At 56.4% G+C, this 17,893-nt stretch carries 14 protein-coding genes and 1 tRNA gene; 4 read left to right on the top strand and 11 right to left on the bottom strand.

From position 1 onward, the window contains the following. Positions 1-65: 65 nt before the first annotated feature. From RKA07_RS02570 to RKA07_RS02560, 3 genes are all read right to left on the bottom strand, one after another. A complete protein-coding gene (locus RKA07_RS02570) occupies positions 66-677 on the bottom strand; it encodes a cytochrome b/b6 domain-containing protein (RefSeq protein ID WP_310965470.1) in 612 nt (203 codons plus the stop codon). Beyond that, positions 674-2,284: a tetrathionate reductase family octaheme c-type cytochrome gene (locus RKA07_RS02565; protein WP_310965469.1), complete on the bottom strand. Its 1,611-nt coding sequence runs from the start codon at positions 2,282-2,284 to the stop codon at positions 674-676. Before RKA07_RS02565 ends, RKA07_RS02570 begins: the two co-directional genes overlap by 4 nt. Before the next feature lie 61 nt (positions 2,285-2,345). After that, complete coding sequence (locus RKA07_RS02560; RefSeq protein WP_310965468.1) at positions 2,346-2,891, bottom strand: rhodanese-like domain-containing protein; 546 nt, start codon at positions 2,889-2,891, stop codon at positions 2,346-2,348. A gap of 170 nt (positions 2,892-3,061) precedes the next feature. Here RKA07_RS02560 and RKA07_RS02555 point away from each other — a divergent pair, with 170 nt between their 5' ends. The 4 genes from RKA07_RS02555 to RKA07_RS02540 all read left to right on the top strand — a co-directional run bounded on the left by RKA07_RS02555 (position 3,062) and on the right by RKA07_RS02540 (position 9,609). Next, positions 3,062-4,627: a phospholipase D family protein gene (locus RKA07_RS02555; RefSeq protein WP_435404604.1), complete on the top strand. Its 1,566-nt coding sequence runs from the start codon at positions 3,062-3,064 to the stop codon at positions 4,625-4,627. 110 nt (positions 4,628-4,737) lie between these two features. Next, entirely contained in the window at positions 4,738-5,736 is a 999-nt protein-coding gene (locus RKA07_RS02550) for an HlyD family secretion protein (RefSeq protein ID WP_310965467.1), read from the top strand. After that, positions 5,729-8,488 (top strand): ribosome-associated ATPase/putative transporter RbbA, encoded by a 2,760-nt coding sequence (gene rbbA, locus RKA07_RS02545; protein WP_310965466.1) that lies wholly within the window; start codon positions 5,729-5,731, stop codon positions 8,486-8,488. The genes RKA07_RS02550 and rbbA overlap by 8 nt, the downstream gene beginning before the upstream one ends. A 2-nt stretch (positions 8,489-8,490) precedes the next feature. Then, a complete protein-coding gene (locus RKA07_RS02540; RefSeq protein ID WP_310965546.1) occupies positions 8,491-9,609 on the top strand; it encodes an ABC transporter permease in 1,119 nt (372 codons plus the stop codon). Positions 9,610-9,689: 80 nt separating this feature from the next. Here RKA07_RS02540 and RKA07_RS02535 read toward each other — a convergent pair. The 8 genes from RKA07_RS02535 to def all read right to left on the bottom strand — a co-directional run bounded on the left by RKA07_RS02535 (position 9,690) and on the right by def (position 17,828). Further along, positions 9,690-9,766, bottom strand: a tRNA-Pro gene (locus RKA07_RS02535). A gap of 24 nt (positions 9,767-9,790) precedes the next feature. Continuing rightward, positions 9,791-10,360, bottom strand: a complete 570-nt coding sequence (gene gmhB, locus RKA07_RS02530; RefSeq protein ID WP_310965465.1) for a D-glycero-beta-D-manno-heptose 1,7-bisphosphate 7-phosphatase — start codon at positions 10,358-10,360, stop codon at positions 9,791-9,793. Positions 10,361-10,363: 3 nt separating this feature from the next. Next, positions 10,364-12,445: a glycine--tRNA ligase subunit beta gene (glyS, locus tag RKA07_RS02525; RefSeq protein WP_200370798.1), complete on the bottom strand. Its 2,082-nt coding sequence runs from the start codon at positions 12,443-12,445 to the stop codon at positions 10,364-10,366. Between the two features lie 2 nt (positions 12,446-12,447). Continuing rightward, complete coding sequence (gene glyQ, locus RKA07_RS02520; RefSeq protein ID WP_200201691.1) at positions 12,448-13,455, bottom strand: glycine--tRNA ligase subunit alpha; 1,008 nt, start codon at positions 13,453-13,455, stop codon at positions 12,448-12,450. 152 nt (positions 13,456-13,607) lie between these two features. Beyond that, positions 13,608-14,984 (bottom strand): Trk system potassium transporter TrkA, encoded by a 1,377-nt coding sequence (trkA, locus tag RKA07_RS02515; RefSeq protein ID WP_200370796.1) that lies wholly within the window; start codon positions 14,982-14,984, stop codon positions 13,608-13,610. Continuing rightward, entirely contained in the window at positions 14,981-16,282 is a 1,302-nt protein-coding gene (gene rsmB, locus RKA07_RS02510; RefSeq protein ID WP_310965464.1) for a 16S rRNA (cytosine(967)-C(5))-methyltransferase RsmB, read from the bottom strand. Before rsmB ends, trkA begins: the two co-directional genes overlap by 4 nt. A 1-nt stretch (position 16,283) precedes the next feature. Continuing rightward, positions 16,284-17,219 carry a methionyl-tRNA formyltransferase gene (gene fmt, locus RKA07_RS02505; protein WP_310965463.1) on the bottom strand — a complete coding sequence of 312 codons (936 nt, stop codon included), beginning with the start codon at positions 17,217-17,219 and terminating at the stop codon, positions 16,284-16,286. A gap of 102 nt (positions 17,220-17,321) precedes the next feature. Next, positions 17,322-17,828 carry a peptide deformylase gene (def, locus tag RKA07_RS02500; protein ID WP_200201690.1) on the bottom strand — a complete coding sequence of 169 codons (507 nt, stop codon included), beginning with the start codon at positions 17,826-17,828 and terminating at the stop codon, positions 17,322-17,324. Between the last annotated feature and the right edge of the window lie 65 nt (positions 17,829-17,893).

The raw sequence follows: 17,893 nt of genomic DNA, 5'->3' as shown, positions 1-17,893 counted from the left end.
GCCGGCTCTGTTCAATTCAAGGGCCGGCTTTTTTGTGGCTGTCTGGTTAGTGAACGGCCAGCGTATCAGTGCTTTTCTGCTGGCTCGTCCAGATCCTCGTAGCCAGTCACCATGGGTTTGATGTGGCTGGTGAGGGTATGCCCCATGGTGGTCATGTACACGTGGGCGATGATGAACACCAGCATGGCGAAGGCCGCACCCGTATGAACCAGTGCGACAGTTTCAAGGCTGAGTGCGCCTGCAATTACCGCAGGCCAATCGTTGTAAAACAGATACAACAGGCCGCTTAACCAGATGATGGGTGAGATCACCAGCTTGAAGAACAGGTACGCCAGCCGCTGCAGCGGGTTGTGCTTGGCTTTGGTGGTTTTGCGGTAAGGGTGCTCGGCACCGGTAAAGGTGCCAATCAGATAGTAGTGCATCACCGCAAACAGGCCATCGCGGGTGGGCACATACTGGCGCCATTCACCGGTGGTGATGTGCCAGAAGATGGCAAACAACCAAAGCACAATCAGTGACCAGGCCGCGATGGTGTGCAACCGCGTGGCGTCACCGAAGCCCAGAAGCGAATAACTGCCGTGGATTTCGAAGCCGGTAATCAACAAGCTGAAAATCAGCAAAGCCTGAAACCAGTGCCAGAAGCGTTCAAAGCGCTTGAAAATCATTACCCGGCTCATGATTGCTTCCTCCTGCTGAATACCACACGGGCAAGGGCGTGAATCACAACCCCGGCAAGGGTCAACGCCACTACTAGCCAGCCGACTCTATCGAGCCAGGGGCTGCTGCTATGCCCCGGCATATAGATGCCACCAATGCCTGCCAGGCGGCTTTCTGCGGTATGGCAGGAGCTGCAGCGCAGAGCCTTATCTGCAGTTGGTACCATGTGGGTTATGGGCCAGTACATTCGGGTTTCAATAAAGTCGAAGTGACCGCTAAAGGGCAACCCGGATTTTTCGCTGGCAAACTCCAGGGCCTTGGGCCAGTCGTAGTTGCTCCATAGTGAAGCGTCATCAGCGCCAAATACGTGGGTTGCCAACAAGGTTTTATACTCGGTATCAAAAGGCTGTTTGCCCTGCATCAGCTTGAACGGCCAGATGCGCGAGCCGGGGTCGTTTGGCTCACCATCAAGCCGATTGATCTCCAGCGGCGGGTTATCAATATCGAATTGTTCATCTACCATGGTGTATTCAACGGTGCCATCAAACCAGGCGTAGTAAGGCATTACATTTTCGCCGTGGCGGAAGTCGCCCTTCTCGCTCAGATAGCTCACATGGCCATCTTCATCGTAGGTGGTAATGGGTTTGCTGTTTTCATCGAGCTTGCCGGCAGTGGACCAGTCCCACCACATTTTGGTTGGCACACCACCCCGGGCAAAAGCGGGTACGTGGCAGGTCTGGCATGCCACTTTGTTTACGTGATCGTTCAGTTTTTCTTTCTCATGGGGGGCCGGACCATGGCAGGATTCGCAGCTCGCCCGGCTGAGATCGGTGTGGCCGGGGATATCAATACCCAGGGTATCTTTGGCGTTTACCTGATAGCGACTTCCGGAAACACTGTGGCCCCAGGTTGAGTGACAGTCGGAACAACTGAAGTTGGCGCCATCTGGTGACATGTGTACGTCGAGAGAGCGGTCAGGTGACACTAGCGAGGAGTCGAGGTCGCCGTGTTTTACACCGTCGCCTCCACCACCGTAAAAGTGGCAGCTACCGCAGTTAGCCCGGCCCGATGCGCCCACATGCTGGGCGATGTTGGGCAGGTCTGGCGGCTGAACCATCTTGCCGCTGCCTTTGGGCCACTCTCTGGGTATATAGGTTGGGTCGCCGGCGAGAGTCGGGAACTTCCAGTAGTCGCCGGTGGTGTCGTGGCACACCAGGCAGTCCACGGCAGAATCCGCCTCTGGTGGCGGCTCATTCATATCCTTCCAGCCGTAGCCTACGTGGCAGGAGGTGCACCGGGGCTCGTTGGTAACAGCCATACCGCAAAAGCTGTTGATAACCTTGTTTTTACCCAGGGTTTGCCCGGTTTCCTTATGTTGATAAAGCCAGGTCCAGTGGGTGGTTTCCTTGATTTGCCCTGCCGCTTCGGTGTGGCACTCCAGGCAGGCTTCAGTTACCTCGCTGGCGTTTTCAAACGGGCCTTTGAGGGATTTGAATTTGGTGTGATCGGCGGTGGCAGGGCTGCGCTCAATCGCAGCCCAACCGGGGGTGCCTGCAAACATCAGCAGGGCGGCCAACGCGCTTACCACAAGGTATTTACCTGGGTAAGCCATGATCAACTTGGCCATGACGTCCTCCATGTTGTTATCAGTCTAAGGAATCGCCCGTGCCCTGTGAGTATAGCTAGTGTCAGGGCTGGTATATCTTTTCCGGATTAAGCGTCATGGACCATGGCAAGCCATCGTTCTGCCAACCGTTCACAATTCTCATGCCGGCTTTTTTGCCTTCTTTTGAGCTGCTGCCCTGAAAACCATGGTCGATGTATTTCACGTTGGTGAAACCGCGCTCAAGCAGAAAATCGGCACTGGGCTTGCCACGGGTTGAACCAGATCGGCACATGGTGACAATCAGGGCATCCTTGCTGAGCCCCTTATCCTTAAGTGCCTGCTCAACACTGGCGGTAAAGTCCGGGTTGGGATGCATGGCAAACCGGCCTTTGTCAGAAAGAAACTTGCTTCGATCGGCCAGCATGAAGGGAATGTTTTTGTCTGCCACATCGGTGAAGCCGATAAACATGATTTCAACCGGATCCCGCACATCAATGAACAGCATCTGGTCGCCCTGTGTCTGAACCAGGTCGTAGGTTTCCTGTGGAGTAAGAGAGAGGGCTTCATCCGCTGACGCATGAAAGCTCAGCCCGAAGGTTATGAGAAGTGCACTTAATAACAGCCTCATCGCGTTTTCTCCTGAAGTCGCAATACAGTAGGGGCAGCATTTACCATACCCCTGACAGGGCGGAAGTCTCAAGAGTTGGAATAAGCTTATAATCACAGGTTTGATCGAGATCAAAATAGTGGCAGGAGAGCTGCTACACTTAACCCTCTAATTCAGAAGGAGTGCATCCATTGTTGAACCGGCCCAGGCGGCATTATCCGGGCTTTTTGTCCCTTCTTGCCATATTGCTGACCATAAGCGGATGCGCCCTGCCACCCTTGGTGGATCGTACAGAAAGTTGGTCGGTACCCAGTGATCAAACTGCCGATACCCGGCTGGGGCGCGCAATCGCTCCTCTGGCCCTGGTGCACCCGGGCAAAAGTGGCGTGGTAATGCTCGAGAATGCCCACGACGCGTTTGCTGCACGAGTGCTATTGGCGGAAGGCGCTGAAGCGACCCTGGATGTTCAGTATTACATCTGGCAATACGACATCACCGGAACCATGTTGCTCGACGTGCTCTACCGGGCCGCAGAGCGAGGTGTGCGCGTGCGTCTTTTGCTTGATGACAATGGCATCTCTGGCCTTGATGAAACGCTTGCCGCATTGGATACCCATCCGAATATAGAAGTGCGCCTGTTTAATCCGTTCGTGGTGCGCAGTCCCAAATGGATAGGCTTTCTGACCAGCTTTTCGCGCCTGAATCACCGCATGCACAACAAATCATTTACCGCCGATAATCAGGCCACCATCATCGGCGGGCGCAATGTTGCTGATGAATATTTCGGAGCTGGCACGGGGGCATTGTTTGCGGATCTTGATGTATTGGCGATTGGACCTGTGGTGAGTGAGCTTTCTGATGACTTTGACCGGTATTGGTCAAGTGCCTCTGCCTACCCTGCCGCGTCTATTCTGCCTGTGCCAACAGATACGGATTTGGCGGGGTTTGTTGAAACAGCCAGAGAATGCAGCAACAGTTCCGAGGCAAACAGGTATGTGTGTGCGGTGGCTGAGTCAGAGTTTCTGAGAAACCTGTTGGCGGGCAACCTGGAGTACACCTGGGCACCGGTATCCATGGTCAGCGATGATCCTGCCAAGGTGCTGGGGAAAAAGCCAAAGAATGGGTCTATGAGCCGGCAGTTGGCCGAAGCCATGGGTAACCCCGAGCACTCGATAACACTGGTTTCGCCTTACTTCATACCTACCAAGGCCGGAGTAGAGATATTTCGCAGTCTGGAGCAACAAGGCATTCATGTGCGCGTGCTCACCAACTCCCTGGAAGCCAACGACGTCGCCATGGTGCATGCCGGCTATGCCAAGTACCGCAAACCGCTGCTGGAAGCTGGCGTACAACTCTTCGAGTTACGCAAAGTGCCCGGAGAAGAGCCAGTAGAGCGCAAGCTACAAGATAACCTGATGGGCAGCTCCTCTTCCAGCCTGCACGCCAAAACCTTTGCGGTAGATGGCAAGCGATTGTTTGTAGGTTCGTTCAATTTTGACCCCAGGTCGGTTCACATCAACACCGAGCTGGGCTTTGTGATTGAAAGCCCGGAACTGACCCAGATGATGGAAAGCCAATTTGAAGAACAAGCCCGGGTTACCGCTTATGAAGTAGTGCTGGATGAGTCGGGTGATTTGCAGTGGATAGAACGTAATGGCGGGGAAGAGATCCGGCACAGCCGCGATCCCGGGACTGGGCTATTCAAACGGATGCTGGTTTCGGTGTTCTCGTTTTTGCCGATTGAGCATTTGTTGTAACCATAGCCTATGCTTTTTGATGCGCGTCATTATGGCGTAAGAATTTTTCGCTATGATGTTAGCAGCCTAACTTTAACTGTAATAATTGACGCCTGCACCAGGGAAGAACAATGACCGGTTCAAAGTCCAAAGTTCGCCAGAAGCTTCTCATTACTCTCGCTGTGATTGCTGCGATTGCCTTAGTCGCCTGGCAGTTCTTGCCGGATAACGGCCGGCTTCCAGAACACATTGCCTCCGGAAATGGCCGCATAGAAGCTACTCAGGTAGACATTGCTACCCGTATTCCAGGCCGCTTGCAGAGCTTTTTTGTGGCTGAGGGCGAGCTGATTGATGCCGGCAGCGCGGTGGCCGAAATGGACACCGACGAATTGCAGGCAACCATGGCAGCGGCTCAGGCCAATCTGAATCAGGCAATAGAAGCCCAAAACCTGGCCCAGGCAATGGTCGTTCAACGTGAAAGCGAACTCCGCCTGGCGCGTGCAGACTTGAGTCGGATGGAAGCACTGGTGGACAAAGGCCATGTCTCCCGCGAGCAGCTGGATCGTGCCCGCACCACCGCTGAAACCGGTGAAGCTGCGCTACAGGCATCAAGAGTTCAGGTAGCCTCTGCCCTTGCCGGTATTGAAGCAGCGAGAGCCAGTATTCGTAAAGTTCAAACCACCATTGACGACAGCCACCTTATCAGCCCGATTGGCGGGCGTGTGCTCTACCGTCTGGCCGAACCCGGTGAGGTTTTGGCGGCCGGAGGCAAAGTGGCAACGGTGATCGACGTCACGGATGTGTACCTCACCATTTTCCTGCCCACCGCCCAGGCCGGCAAGGTTCGGGTTGGTTCCGAAGCTCGTATCGTTCTGGATGCTTTGCCCGATTACGTGGTGCCGGCTGAGGTGAGTTTTGTGGCGGCCGAAGCCCAGTTCACGCCCAAGGCAGTTGAAACCCGCAGCGAGCGCGAGAAGCTTATGTTCCGGGTGCGCATACGGATTAATGCAGAGCTGCTTGAAGCCTACCGCGACCGGGTTAAAACCGGTGTGCCGGGGGATGCCTATGTACGTGTGGATGAAAGCCAGCCCTGGCCGGAGCATCTGCAAGTGAACCTGCCCAATGGTTAATGAGCGTAATGCCGGCGCCTTGGATACAAAGCCGGTTGCCCGGCTGGAATCGATAAGCCACTACTACGGCAGTCGCACCGCCCTGCAAAACGTTAGTCTGGAGCTTCCCGCTGGCTGCATGGTGGGCCTGATTGGTCCCGATGGCGTGGGCAAGTCGACATTGATGGGCCTGGTCGCCGGCGCTCGCCAGTTACAGCAAGGGCGCTTGCAGGTTCTGGGTGGCGATATGGCCGATTCGCGCTTTCGTAGCGAAGCTGCACCGCGCATTGCCTATATGCCTCAGGGCCTTGGCGGAAACCTCTATCACACCCTGACCATCGATGAGAATATCGGCTTTTTTGCCGACTTGTTCGGTTTGCGAGGAAAAAACCGCGCCAGCCAAATTGACCGACTGCTTTCGGCTACCGGCCTGCTGGAGTTCCGCGACCGGCCCGCCGGCAAGCTTTCCGGTGGTATGAAACAGAAGCTGGGCTTGTGCTGCGCACTGATCCACAATCCGGAATTGTTGATTCTGGATGAGCCCACCACCGGCGTAGATCCGCTTGCCCGTAAACAATTCTGGGATCTGATCGACTCTATCCGCGCCCAGCAACCCATCATGAGCGTGCTGGTGGCCACCGCCTATATGGAAGAGGCCGAGCGCTTCGACTGGCTGGTTGCCATGGACGGCGCCGCGATACTGGATACCGGCTCCCCCCAGGAGCTGAAGCAGAAAACCGGCACAGACACGCTCGACGAGGCCTTTATTGCCTTGCTGCCGGACGACCGCCAGGAAACCGCCGGCACAAACCCGAAAACCGCAGCGCCGGCCGTAGTTTCAGCCGATGACATCCCGGCCATAGAGGCCCACAACCTCACCCTGCGCTTTGGTGACTTTACCGCAGTGAAAGACGTCAGCTTCACCATTCCCAAGGGCGAAATATTCGGTTTTCTGGGTTCCAACGGCTGTGGCAAAACCACCACCATGAAAATGCTGACGGGCCTGCTAACCCCAACCGAGGGCGAGGTCTCGCTGTTTGGTGCGCCTCTGGACTCCCGTGATCTGAGCACTCGCCAGCGCGTGGGTTACATGTCCCAGTCGTTCTCGCTCTACAGTGAGTTGACGGTGCGTCAGAATCTGGTGCTGCACGCCAAGTTGTTCCATATAGCGCCGGAGCGTATACAGCCCAGGATAGATGAGCTGGTTGAAGAGTTTGATTTGGCCGATGTGATGGACGAGCTTGCCGGCGATCTGCCGCTGGGGGTTCGCCAGCGGTTGTCATTGGCGGTGGCGGTGGTGCACTCGCCGGAGCTGTTAATTCTCGATGAGCCTACTTCCGGGGTGGATCCAGCTGCCCGCAACAATTTCTGGCGCCTGCTGCTGCGGTTATCCCGCGAAGACGGTGTCACCATTTTTATTTCCACACACTTCATGAATGAAGGTGAGCGTTGCGACCGGATTTCTCTGATGCACGCCGGCGAAGTGCTGGCCTGCGATACCCCTGCTGCACTGATTGAGCAGGCCGGGGCAGAGAATCTGGAAGGCGCCTTCATGCAAACGCTTGAGGCAGCCATCGATCCGTCCACAAGTCAGGGCGACGGTAAGGTACTGGGCACCGACAACGCCTCTCAGCCTCGTCACCGGCGTTTCAGCTGGCAAAGGTTGCTGGCATACGCCCGGCGCGAAACCCGCGAGTTGCTGCGCGACCCTATTCGTATGTCGTTTGCGTTCATCGGTTCAGCCTTGTTGATGATGATTCTGGGCTACGGCATTACGCTGGATGTGGAAGATCTGCCTTTTGCGGTTCTGGATCAGGACCAGAGCCCCCAAAGCCGCGATTACATAACCGCTGTGTCCGGCTCCCGGTATTTCATTGAGCAACCCGCGTTATCCAATGTGGAAGAGTTGGAACGGCGAATGCAGTCCGGCGAGCTCAGTTTGGCGCTGGCCATACCGCCGGGCTTCGGCAAGGATCTCAAGCGCGGCCGGCCCGCTGATATCGCCGTGTGGGTAGATGGCGCCATGCCGTTTCGTGGCGAAACCATTCAGGGATACATCCAGGGGCTGCACTTCAGCTATCTGAAAGATCTGGCGCTTCGCACCTATGGCGCCGTGCCAGCGCTGAGCCTGGTAACCATCGAATCCCGTTACCGCTATAACCAGGACTTCCGGAGCCTCGACGCCATGGTGCCGGCGGTGATTCCGATTTTGCTGGTGTTCATACCGGCCATCCTGATGGCCCTGGGTATTGTGCGGGAGAAGGAGCTGGGCTCGATCACCAATTTGTATGTAACACCGGTGAACCGGCTGGAGTTCCTGCTGGGTAAACAGCTGCCTTATATCGGGTTCAGCATGTTGAGCTATGTCAGCCTGGTGTTGCTGGCGATCTTCCTGTTTGATGTGCCCGTGAAAGGCGGCGTGCTGACCCTGACCCTGGGCGCTCTGCTGTTCGTAACGGCCACCACCGGTCTGGGCCAGGTTATCTCGGCCTTTGCCTCTACCCAGGTTGCCGCGCTGGCAGCCACCGCCATCGTTACCATACTGCCCACCATTCAGTTCTCCGGCATGACAGAGCCGGTGTCATCACTGGAGGGTGCCGGTGCGGTTATCGGCCAGTTCTGGCCCGCCACCTGGTTTTTGCAGATCAGCCGTGGTGTGTTTACCAAGGGGCTTACGTTTGCTGATCTGCAGCATTCTTTCCTGATCCTGGCGGCGTTTATTCCGGTGCTTACGCTGATGTCTGTGTTCCTACTTCGTAAACAGGGGCGTTGATGATGGAATCAATCGTCAATATCTGGAATCTGGGAATGAAAGAACTGCGCAGCATCTGGAGCGATAAGGTGCTGCTCGTGTTTGTCGTACTGGCATTTACCCTGATGGTCTATACCGCTGGCTCTGCTGGTTCCATGGAGCTGAACAACACGCCTGTTGCAGTTGTGGATGAAGACCAGACCGCGTTGTCTGGCCACATTATCGATTCCTTGCAGCAGCCCTGGTTTCTTGAGCCCGATCACATCAGCTTTGGCCAGATAGATACCGTGCTGGACAGCGGCAGCCACACCTTCGCACTGGTGATTCCAGAGGGCTTTGAGCGCGATATGCGCACCGGGCGTGTAACCAGCCTTCAGTTGAATATTGATGCCACGCGCATGACCCAGGCCTTCATCGGTTCCCGTTACATTGAGCAAATGGTCACCATGGAGGTGGCGGAATTCCTGCGCAGCGATAGCGACAGCGCCGTCCTGCCGATCAACCTGGTGATCCATGCGAGCTTCAACCCTAACCTGGAGGGCACCTGGTTTGGTGGGGTGATGGAACTGATCACCATGATCACCATGATCAGTATTATTCTGTCGGGAGCGGCGCTGATTCGGGAGCGCGAACACGGCACGGTGGAACACCTGATGGTGATGCCAATCCGGCCCTTTGAAATTATGGCGGCAAAGGTGTGGGCCAACGGCCTTATTGTGATGCTGGCCGCCATTTTTTCGGTGACGGTGATTATTCAGAATGTGCTTGCGGTGCCGATACAGGGCTCGTTGCTGCTGTTTTTTTTCGGGGCGCTAATCCACCTCTTCTCCACCACCGCTATCGGCATTCTGATTGGCACTGTGGCGCGGACCATGCCCCAGTTTGGCCTGTTGCTGATACTCACCATCATCCCCTTGCAGTTGCTCTCAGGCGGTATAACACCAAGGGAAAGCATGCCGGACCTGGTGCAGAACATCATGCTGGCCGCGCCCACCACCCACTTCGTCAGCATGGCGCAAGCCATCCTGTACCGTGGCGCGGGGCTGGAGGTGATATGGCCACAAATGCTGGCGCTGGCGGGTATAGGTGTGGTGTTTTTCAGTGCTGCGTTGGCGCTGTTCAGGCGGCATTTGTCGGTTTAGAGGCCTGTATCCGGCGGATTCATGCGGACAGGGTTCAAACGAAAAACAGGGCGGAGTATAGCTGGGGTAAAGCGGGAAAATGGTCGGCGTGGCAGGATTCGAACCTGCGACCCCTTCGTCCCGAACGAAGTGCGCTACCAAGCTGCGCCACACGCCGATCAACCGCCGGTATTATACGGATTCAATTGACTAATTCTAGCCCTGAGCCAGACAACAGGGCATCCGCAAATGCACTGAGATTATCGTATATCGCAACGCTTGCGCCGGGAATTGCGCGGGCTTTCAGACTGCGTTTTGTGTCTTTTCCATTGCCGGTTCGAACCAGTACAGGCTGGCAGTTTTCGGCAGCGCCTGCTTCCAGATCCTTGCGGCTGTCTCCTACCATAATGGCGCCTTCGAGGGTGTCCAGTTGCAGGTGATTCTGGATCTGCTCCAGTAACCCGGTAAGGGGTTTTCGACAACTACAGCCATCATCGGGATGATGCGGGCAGTAGGCGATGAACTCGACTTGGCCGCCCTCGGCTGCCAGTAACCGTGTCATTTTTTCGTGCATGCCATCCAGAATATCGGTGCCGTAAAAGCCCCGGGCTATGCCGGATTGATTGGTGGCAATGGCGATGCGATGGCCGGCTTTGTATAGCCGTGCCATCGCCTCAATACTGCCGGGAATCGGGTGCCAGTCATCTACTGTGCAAATGTAGCTGCCATCGTATTCGTTGATGACCCCGTCCCGGTCGAGGATGATCAGCATGGGTTAGCCAGCAGCAGGGAGCAGTGAGATATCAGCCACCCGCAAGAACAGGTTGTGCAGGCGGTTAAGCAGCGCAAGGCGGTTGTCCCGTACGGCCTCGTCATCAGCCATTACCATCACTTCGTTGAAGAAGTTGTCTACCGGATCATGCAGGCTTGCAAGGGATTGCAGCGCACCGGCGTAGTCGCCTTTCTCAAATAGCGGGAGCACCTTTTCGGCTTGATGATTCAGCTGGTCTGCCAGGGTTTTTTCGGCGGCGTCTTGCAACAGGCTGTTGTTGACGGTCTCACCAACGCTTTCACCACCCTGCTTGGACAGAATGTTGGAAACCCGCTTGTTCGCCCCGGCAAGTGCCAGAGCTTCTGGCAGCTGACGGAAGGCCTCCACAGCTTTTACCCGGCGGTCGAAATCCAGCGGGCGCGTGGGACGACGTGCGTGCACGGCGAGGAATACCTCTGCGCCAATGCCGCGCTCATCGTAATAGGCCCGGAACCGTTCCAGCATGTAATCAACAACGTTGGCGGCGGTATTTTCTTCGGTCAACCCGGTGAAGTTCTCTTCTGCCCATTCACAGCAGGTTTGCAGATCCAGAGGCAGTTCCCGCTCAATGATGATGCGCAGTACGCCCAAAGAGGCGCGACGCAGGGCGAAGGGATCACGGGTACCGGAAGGTGGCTGGCCAATGCCGAACAGGCCTACCAATGAATCCAGGCGATCAGCAATGGCAAGGGCGCAACTGGTGAGCGTGGTGGGCAGGCTGTCTTTGGCAAAGCGCGGCATGTACTGCTCGTTCATCGCTTTTGCCACATCGGCCGGCTCGCCGTCGTCGGCTGCGTAGTACTGACCCATGATGCCCTGAAGATCGCTGAACTCCAGTACCATCTCGGTTACCAGGTCGGTCTTCGCCAGCATGGCGGCGCGCTCGGCCAGAGCCGGGTCACTGCCAATCGCTGCAGCGATCTTACTCGCCAGAGCAGCTACCCGAACGGATTTGTCATAAATGCTGCCAAGCTTGTCCTGGAAAACAATCGGTTTGAGCCGCTCTACACGATCTTCCAGGCGGATTTTCCGGTCGTTTTCGTAGAAGAAGGCGGCGTCGGCGAGGCGCGGACGAATCACTTTTTCGTTACCGGAGACAACCTGAGAGGGATCTTTGCTCTCAATGTTGGCGACGGTAATAAACAGGGGCAGCATGTCGCCATTGTTGTCGACTACGTGGAAGTATTTCTGGTGCTCTTCCATGGAGGAAATCAGGGCTTCCGCAGGAACTTCCAGGAAGCGCTGGTCAAACCGGCCCATAAGCGGCACAGGCCATTCGTTCAGGCCGGTAACTTCATCCAGAAGATCTTCATTGATCACCACTTTGCCACCCGCCTCAGCTTCGGCAAGGGCGCTGACGCCAGCACGGATCATTTCCCGGCGTTTGGCGAAATCAGCAATCACGTAGCCTTCCTGCTCAAGGACAATTTCGTAGTCTGCCGGCGTTGGAATAATCAGCGCTTTCGGACAATGGAAACGGTGGCCCAGGGTTTTGTTGCCGGGCGTCAGTTCCATGATAGGCGTGTCAATAACCTTGTTGCCGTACAGCATCACCAGCCAATGAACAGGACGCACAAACTCTGTGCGGTGAGCACCCCAGCGCATGCGCTTGGGAATAGGCAGGGACGCCAGCGATTGCTCAACCAGCCCGGACATAAGATCGACGGTTGGCCTGCCCTTCTCTACGGCGCGATAGACCAGCCAGGCACCTTTATCGGTTTCCAGAGTGTCGAGCTGATCCGGAGTTACGCCCAGAGATGTGGCAAAGCCGGTGAGTGCGCGAGTGGGGTTACCGGAATCATCGAACGCAGCTGTTACCGCCGGGCCGCGCTTTTCAACCGGCTTGTCGGGCTGTGCATCAGAAAGATCGCGAATGCGCACGGCCATGCGGCGGGGCGTGGCAAAGGCTTCTACCTTACCGAATTCGATGCCGGCAGCCTCCAGGCCCTGGATAATACCCTGAGTGAATGCATCAGACAGTGGCTTGAGTGATTTCGAGGGCAGTTCTTCAACGCCCAGTTCGACCAGAAAATCCTGCTTTGCCATGATTATGCCTTTCCCTCTGCCTGTGGTGCCTGCTTCGCTTTTTTACCCTTCTTGCCGTTGGCCTTGTTATCGGCTGCATCGGCAATAGCCAATACTTCCTGGCGTAAGGCTTCCGGGGCTAGCGGAAAGCCGAGCTTGCGGCGGCTGTCGAAGTACGCCTGGGCCACGGCGCGGGCCAGAGTGCGCACGCGCAGGATGAAGCGCTGACGCTCGGTGACTGAGATAGCGTGGCGGGCATCCAGCAGGTTGAATGTATGAGATGCTTTCAAAACCTGCTCGTAGGCAGGCAGCGCCAGACCAGCTTCAATCAGCCGTGCACTTTCGCGCTCGTGAACATCAAAGCTCTGGAACAGAAACTCGACGTCTGCGTGTTCAAAGTTGTAAGTGGACATTTCCACTTCCTGCTGGTGGAACACGTCGCCGTATGTGACCACACCGTCCGGGCCTTCGGTCCACACCAGGTCATAAACACTGTCTACGCCCTGCAGATACATGGCAATGCGCTCAAGACCGTAAGTGAGCTCGCCGGTAACCGGATAGCATTCCAGGCCACCCACCTGCTGGAAATAGGTAAACTGGGTGACTTCCATACCATTCAGCCAGATTTCCCAGCCCAGACCCCAGGCGCCCAGCGTAGGCGATTCCCAGTTGTCCTCTACAAAACGGATGTCGTGAACCAGCGGATCGAGCCCCAGAGCGCGCAGCGAATCAAGGTACAGTTCCTGAATGTTGTCTGGAGAAGGCTTGAGCACTACCTGAAACTGGTAGTAGTGCTGCAGACGGTTGGGGTTCTCGCCATAGCGGCCGTCTGTGGGGCGGCGACTTGGCTGCACATACGCCGCATTCCAGGTTTCTGGCCCAATGGCCCGCAAGAAGGTAGCCGGGTGAAAGGTTCCTGCGCCCACTTCCATATCCAGGGGCTGAAGTACTACGCAGCCATGCTGCGCCCAGAAGTTCTGCAGCGCCAGAATCAAGCCCTGAAACGTCTTGATGTCTGGAGTGGTGCTGATCGTTGCCTTGTTTTTCGCCTGCTCTGTCACAACGTATGCCTGCTGATTCGGTCTGTGTGTGGCCCGCTCACAAGAGGACCATTCGGAAAAAGGCGCATTATACGCGCGCCAAAGCGGTATTTCTAAGTTGTCTTCATGCTGTTGATTTTGAACTAGAAGAAGGTCAGCCCTACGGCAAAGAGCTTCTCAACTTCCCGTACCCGGGATTTATCCACCAGGAACAGGATTACATGGTCGTCCGGTTGTACTCGCAAGTGGTCGTGGGCGATGAGTACTTCGTTGTGGCGCACAATCGCACCAATGGTCGCACCTTGAGGCAGATTGATTTCATCCAGGCGTCTGCCAACCACCTTGGAGGATCTATGATCTCCGTGGGCAATTGCTTCGATGGCTTCTGCAGCGCCTCTGCGTAGCGAGTGAACGTTTACAACATCGCCACGGCGTACATGGGTAAGCAAGCTGCCAATGGTGGTTTGCTGAGGCGAGATTGCTACATCAATCTCCCCACCCTGGATCAGATCCACATAGTCGGGGTTGTTGATCAGGGTGAACACTTTGCGGGCGCCCAGGCGCTTGGCCAGCAAGGAAGCCATAATGTTGGCCTCATCATCGTTGGTCACCGCAATGAACACATCGGTATTTTCGATGTTCTCTTCCAGCAGTATGTCCTTGTCTGCCGCATTACCTTCAAGAACCACTGTCTTGCGCAAGCCTTCGGAAAGCAGTACACAGCGATCATGATCTCGCTCAAGCAGCTTTACCTGATAGCGATCTTCCAGGGTATAGGCCAGGCGCTGGCCGATGTTGCCACCGCCGCAAATAAAGATCCGTTTGTAGTTCTTTACCAGCGGTTGCAGCTCGCTCATCACTGAGCGTATGTGATCGGCGCCGGCGATGAAAAACACCTCATCGCCATCTTCAAGCACTGTATCGCCCTTGGGCATAATCGCCCGATCCTTTCGGAAAATGGCGGCAACCCGGGTCTCGATTTTCGGCATGTGCGTGCGCAGGTAAGACAGCTCGCGGCCCACCAGCGGCCCGCCTTCAGTGGCGCGGATGGCAACCAGTCGAACCAGCCCTTTGGAGAATTCCAGTACCTGCAGAGCGCCGGGGTACTCAACCAGGCGCGTAATGTGCCGGGTAACAAGATGCTCCGGGCTGATCATCACATCGATGGGGAAACCGGTCTCCCTCCCGAACAGCTTTTTGTTCGACAGGTAGGCGCTGGCGCGGACGCGGCTGATCAGTTTGGGCGTGCTGTACAGAATGGAGGCAATCTGACAGGCAACCATATTGGTCTCGTCGCTGTTGGTCACAGCAATCAGCATGTCGGCATCTTCTGCGTTGGCTTGGCTCAGAACAGAAGGGTAAGAGGCCATGCCCTGTACGGTACGAATATCAAGGCGATCCTGCAGCTCCCGAAGCCGCACGGCGTCTGTGTCGATAACGGTTATATCGTTGGCTTCACTGGCCAGGTTTTCTGCCAGTGTGCCGCCCACTTGCCCGGCACCGAGGATCAGGATCTTCATGATTCAGGTTTCTCCAGCACGGCATAGAAGAAGCCGTCATGGCTGATTGGATCGGGGAGAAGCTGTCGCCCGGCGCCCATATCAGTCCCCCACTGAGCCTCCGGCTCAATAAGAACGGCACTGCTCTGCTGTTTAATAAACCTCTGGATTATACGGTGATTTTCCTGAGGGAACACGGAGCAGGTGGCATAGACCAATCGCCCTCCCGGCTTCAGTACCTTCCACATGGCTTCCAGAAGCCCAAGCTGTATGCTCGCCAAGGGCACTATGTCGGTTTCACGGCGCAGCAGTTTGATGTCCGGATGGCGGCGGATAACGCCGCTGGCGCTGCAGGGTACGTCGAGAAGAATGCGGTCAAAAGCCTGGCCATCCCACCACTGCTCAATATCTGCGGCATCCGCCTCCAGCAGGCTGGCGTGCAGATCCAGCCGGTCCAGATTTTCCTGAACCCTGGGCAAGCGCGCGGCGGATTCATCAATGGCGACCACTTCGGCAAGTTCTGCCTGGCTTTCCAGGATGGCGCAGGTTTTTCCACCCGGAGCCGCACAGGCATCAAGAACCCGTTGCCCCGGTGCGAGATCCAGCAGGGTGGTGCAAAGCTGCGCAGCTTCGTCCTGTACGCTCACGGCGCCATCGGCAAACCAGGGCAATTGATCCACTTGCACCGGCCGGCCAAGCTGGATGCCGTGGGGTGCAAAGCGTGTGGCACTGGCCTCAATGCCTGCTTCGTTCAGCAAGGCCAGATATTCATTCCGGCTGAAGCGCAGGGCGTTAACCCTGAGTGTCATGGGTGCCTGGGCGTTGTTGGCTTCGAGAATCGCCTGCCAGCTATCGGGCCAGTTATGGCGCAGCTTTTCGACCATCCAGCCGGGATGGCTGAAACGGCTGGCGTCATCTTGTGGTTCCGGGGCCCCTTCGCGTTCGGCGGATCGCAAAATACCGTTCACCAGGCCAGTAAGATGGGGCTTGTCGAGGGCGCGGCAGGCTTCCACCGATTCGTTCAGAACCGCGTAGGAAGCTTGCTGGCTGAAGCGGAGCTGGAAAAGGGCGACCAGCATCAGGTGGTGAACAATACGGTCCTGGCTTTTAATAGGCTTTTTAAGCCGGCTATTCAGCTCACTGTCGAGGCGGTGAAACCAGCGGCAGGTGCCGTAGCACAGGGCTTGAAGCGCTGGGCGTTCGTTGAGAGCAACCCGTTGCAGTGCCGGTGGCAGGCACTGGGACAAAGATTCACCGCATTCCACCGCCAGAAGAACATCCGCCGCAACGGCGCGCAGGGGTTGGTCGTAGTCGCTCATGTCAGCGCAGCTCCTGTCCGGGTAAAAGCAGTTGTTTGCCCCCGTTTATCAGGTCATTCACGCTCTGGGCGCGAGACCCTGGCAGCTGTAGGCGGGTGATGCGCAAGGTGCCGGTACCACAGGCAATATCAATGCCTTCCCGTTCACGGCTTATCACTGTGCCGGCCGGTTTGGCGCTTTGCTCTTCAATGGCAGTAGCTTCGTGTATTCGCAGCCGTTGCTCTTCAAAATCCGTATAGGTGCCCGGCCAGGGGTTGAAGGCGCGAATCAGGCGTTCAATGGCCAGAGCGCTCAACGACCAGTCGATATGGCCTTCTTCCTTGGACAGTTTGTGGGCGTAACAGGCCAGTTCGTTGTCCTGCACTTCGCCTTGGAGGCTGCCCTTTTCCAGCAGGTCCAAAGCCTCGATGATCGCCTGGCCACCTAGCTCGGCAAGGCGGTCGTGAAGGCTGCCCCCGGTATCATTGGCTCCGATAGGCGTTGCGGATTTCAGCAACATGGCGCCAGTATCGAGACCTTTGTCCATCTGCATGATGGTAATGCCGGTTTCTGCATCGCCAGCTGCAATGGCACGCTGTATCGGCGCCGCACCACGCCAGCGCGGCAAAAGAGATGCGTGGATGTTGAGGCAACCGTGGGCGGGAATGTCCAGCACGGCCTGGGGCAGGATTAGCCCGTAAGCCGCCACAACCATTACGTCAGGCCGAAGATTGGCCAGTTCCTGCTGGGCTTCCGGGGTTTTCAGGCTTTCCGGCTGGAATACCGGGATGTTGTTGTCCAGTGCAACCTGCTTCACTGGGCTGGGCTGGAGTTTGCGGCCACGGCCAGCGGGTCGGTCGGGTTGGGAGTATACGCCTACAAGGGTGTGGTGGCTGCCCAGCAGCGCTCTCAAAGCGGTTGCTGCGAAATCCGGAGTGCCAGCAAAAACGAGTCGCACGGTGTTGGGTCTCTGTCTCGTTGAATACGAAAAGACCGGGCATGGCCCGGTCCGATACTGTCGAAGCTTTTACACTATCCTCACGCGGCCATCAGGCACTATTCACGCACTTTGCTTTTGAAGCTTTTCCAGCTTCTTGCGAATGCGGTTGCGCTTGAGGTTGCTCAGATAATCTACGAAGAGCTTGCCGTTGAGATGGTCCATCTCATGCTGGATGCAAACCGCCAACAGGCCGCGAGCTTCGAGCTCAAATGGCTTCCCGTTACGGTCCAGTGCGCGAATCATGCAGTGCTCTATACGCTCTACATCCTCATAAAAGCCTGGAACCGAGAGGCAACCTTCCTGCATGGCTTCGAGTTCGCCATCCAGTACTTCAACCTGTGGGTTGATAAACACCATTGGCTCGCTTTTGTCCTCAGACAAATCCATAACGATGATCTGCTTGTGAACGTTGACCTGTGTCGCGGCCAAGCCAATACCGGGCGCATCGTACATGGTCTCGAACATGTCGTCGATCAGCTTGCGGTCGGCGTCTGTCAGTTCGTCTACCGGCTTGGCAATGGTGCGCAGACGGGGGTCCGGGTATTCAAGAATATCTAGTATCATAATGCTCGTACTTTTGGCCTGTATGACGAACGTCAGGAATTTCGGCTGACATTCTGAATGACTAACGG

The sequence above is a fragment of the Marinobacter xiaoshiensis genome (assembly GCF_031631795.1).
Classification (GTDB): Bacteria; Pseudomonadota; Gammaproteobacteria; order Pseudomonadales; family Oleiphilaceae; genus Marinobacter; species Marinobacter xiaoshiensis.
This window is presented reverse-complemented; position numbering and strand designations above follow the sequence as displayed.

Coding starts and splice junctions, on each gene's coding strand:
- RKA07_RS02570 (WP_310965470.1), bottom strand. CDS start 677: ATGAGCCGGGTAATGATTTTCAAGCGCTTTGAACGCTTCTGGCACTGG.
- glyS (WP_200370798.1), bottom strand. CDS start 12,445: ATGGCAAAGCAGGATTTTCTGGTCGAACTGGGCGTTGAAGAACTGCCC.
- rbbA (WP_310965466.1), top strand. CDS start 5,729: ATGGTTAATGAGCGTAATGCCGGCGCCTTGGATACAAAGCCGGTTGCC.
- RKA07_RS02540 (WP_310965546.1), top strand. CDS start 8,491: ATGGAATCAATCGTCAATATCTGGAATCTGGGAATGAAAGAACTGCGC.
- rsmB (WP_310965464.1), bottom strand. CDS start 16,282: ATGAGCGACTACGACCAACCCCTGCGCGCCGTTGCGGCGGATGTTCTT.
- trkA (WP_200370796.1), bottom strand. CDS start 14,984: ATGAAGATCCTGATCCTCGGTGCCGGGCAAGTGGGCGGCACACTGGCA.
- RKA07_RS02565 (WP_310965469.1), bottom strand. CDS start 2,284: ATGGCCAAGTTGATCATGGCTTACCCAGGTAAATACCTTGTGGTAAGC.
- gmhB (WP_310965465.1), bottom strand. CDS start 10,360: ATGCTGATCATCCTCGACCGGGACGGGGTCATCAACGAATACGATGGC.
- RKA07_RS02550 (WP_310965467.1), top strand. CDS start 4,738: ATGACCGGTTCAAAGTCCAAAGTTCGCCAGAAGCTTCTCATTACTCTC.
- RKA07_RS02560 (WP_310965468.1), bottom strand. CDS start 2,891: ATGAGGCTGTTATTAAGTGCACTTCTCATAACCTTCGGGCTGAGCTTT.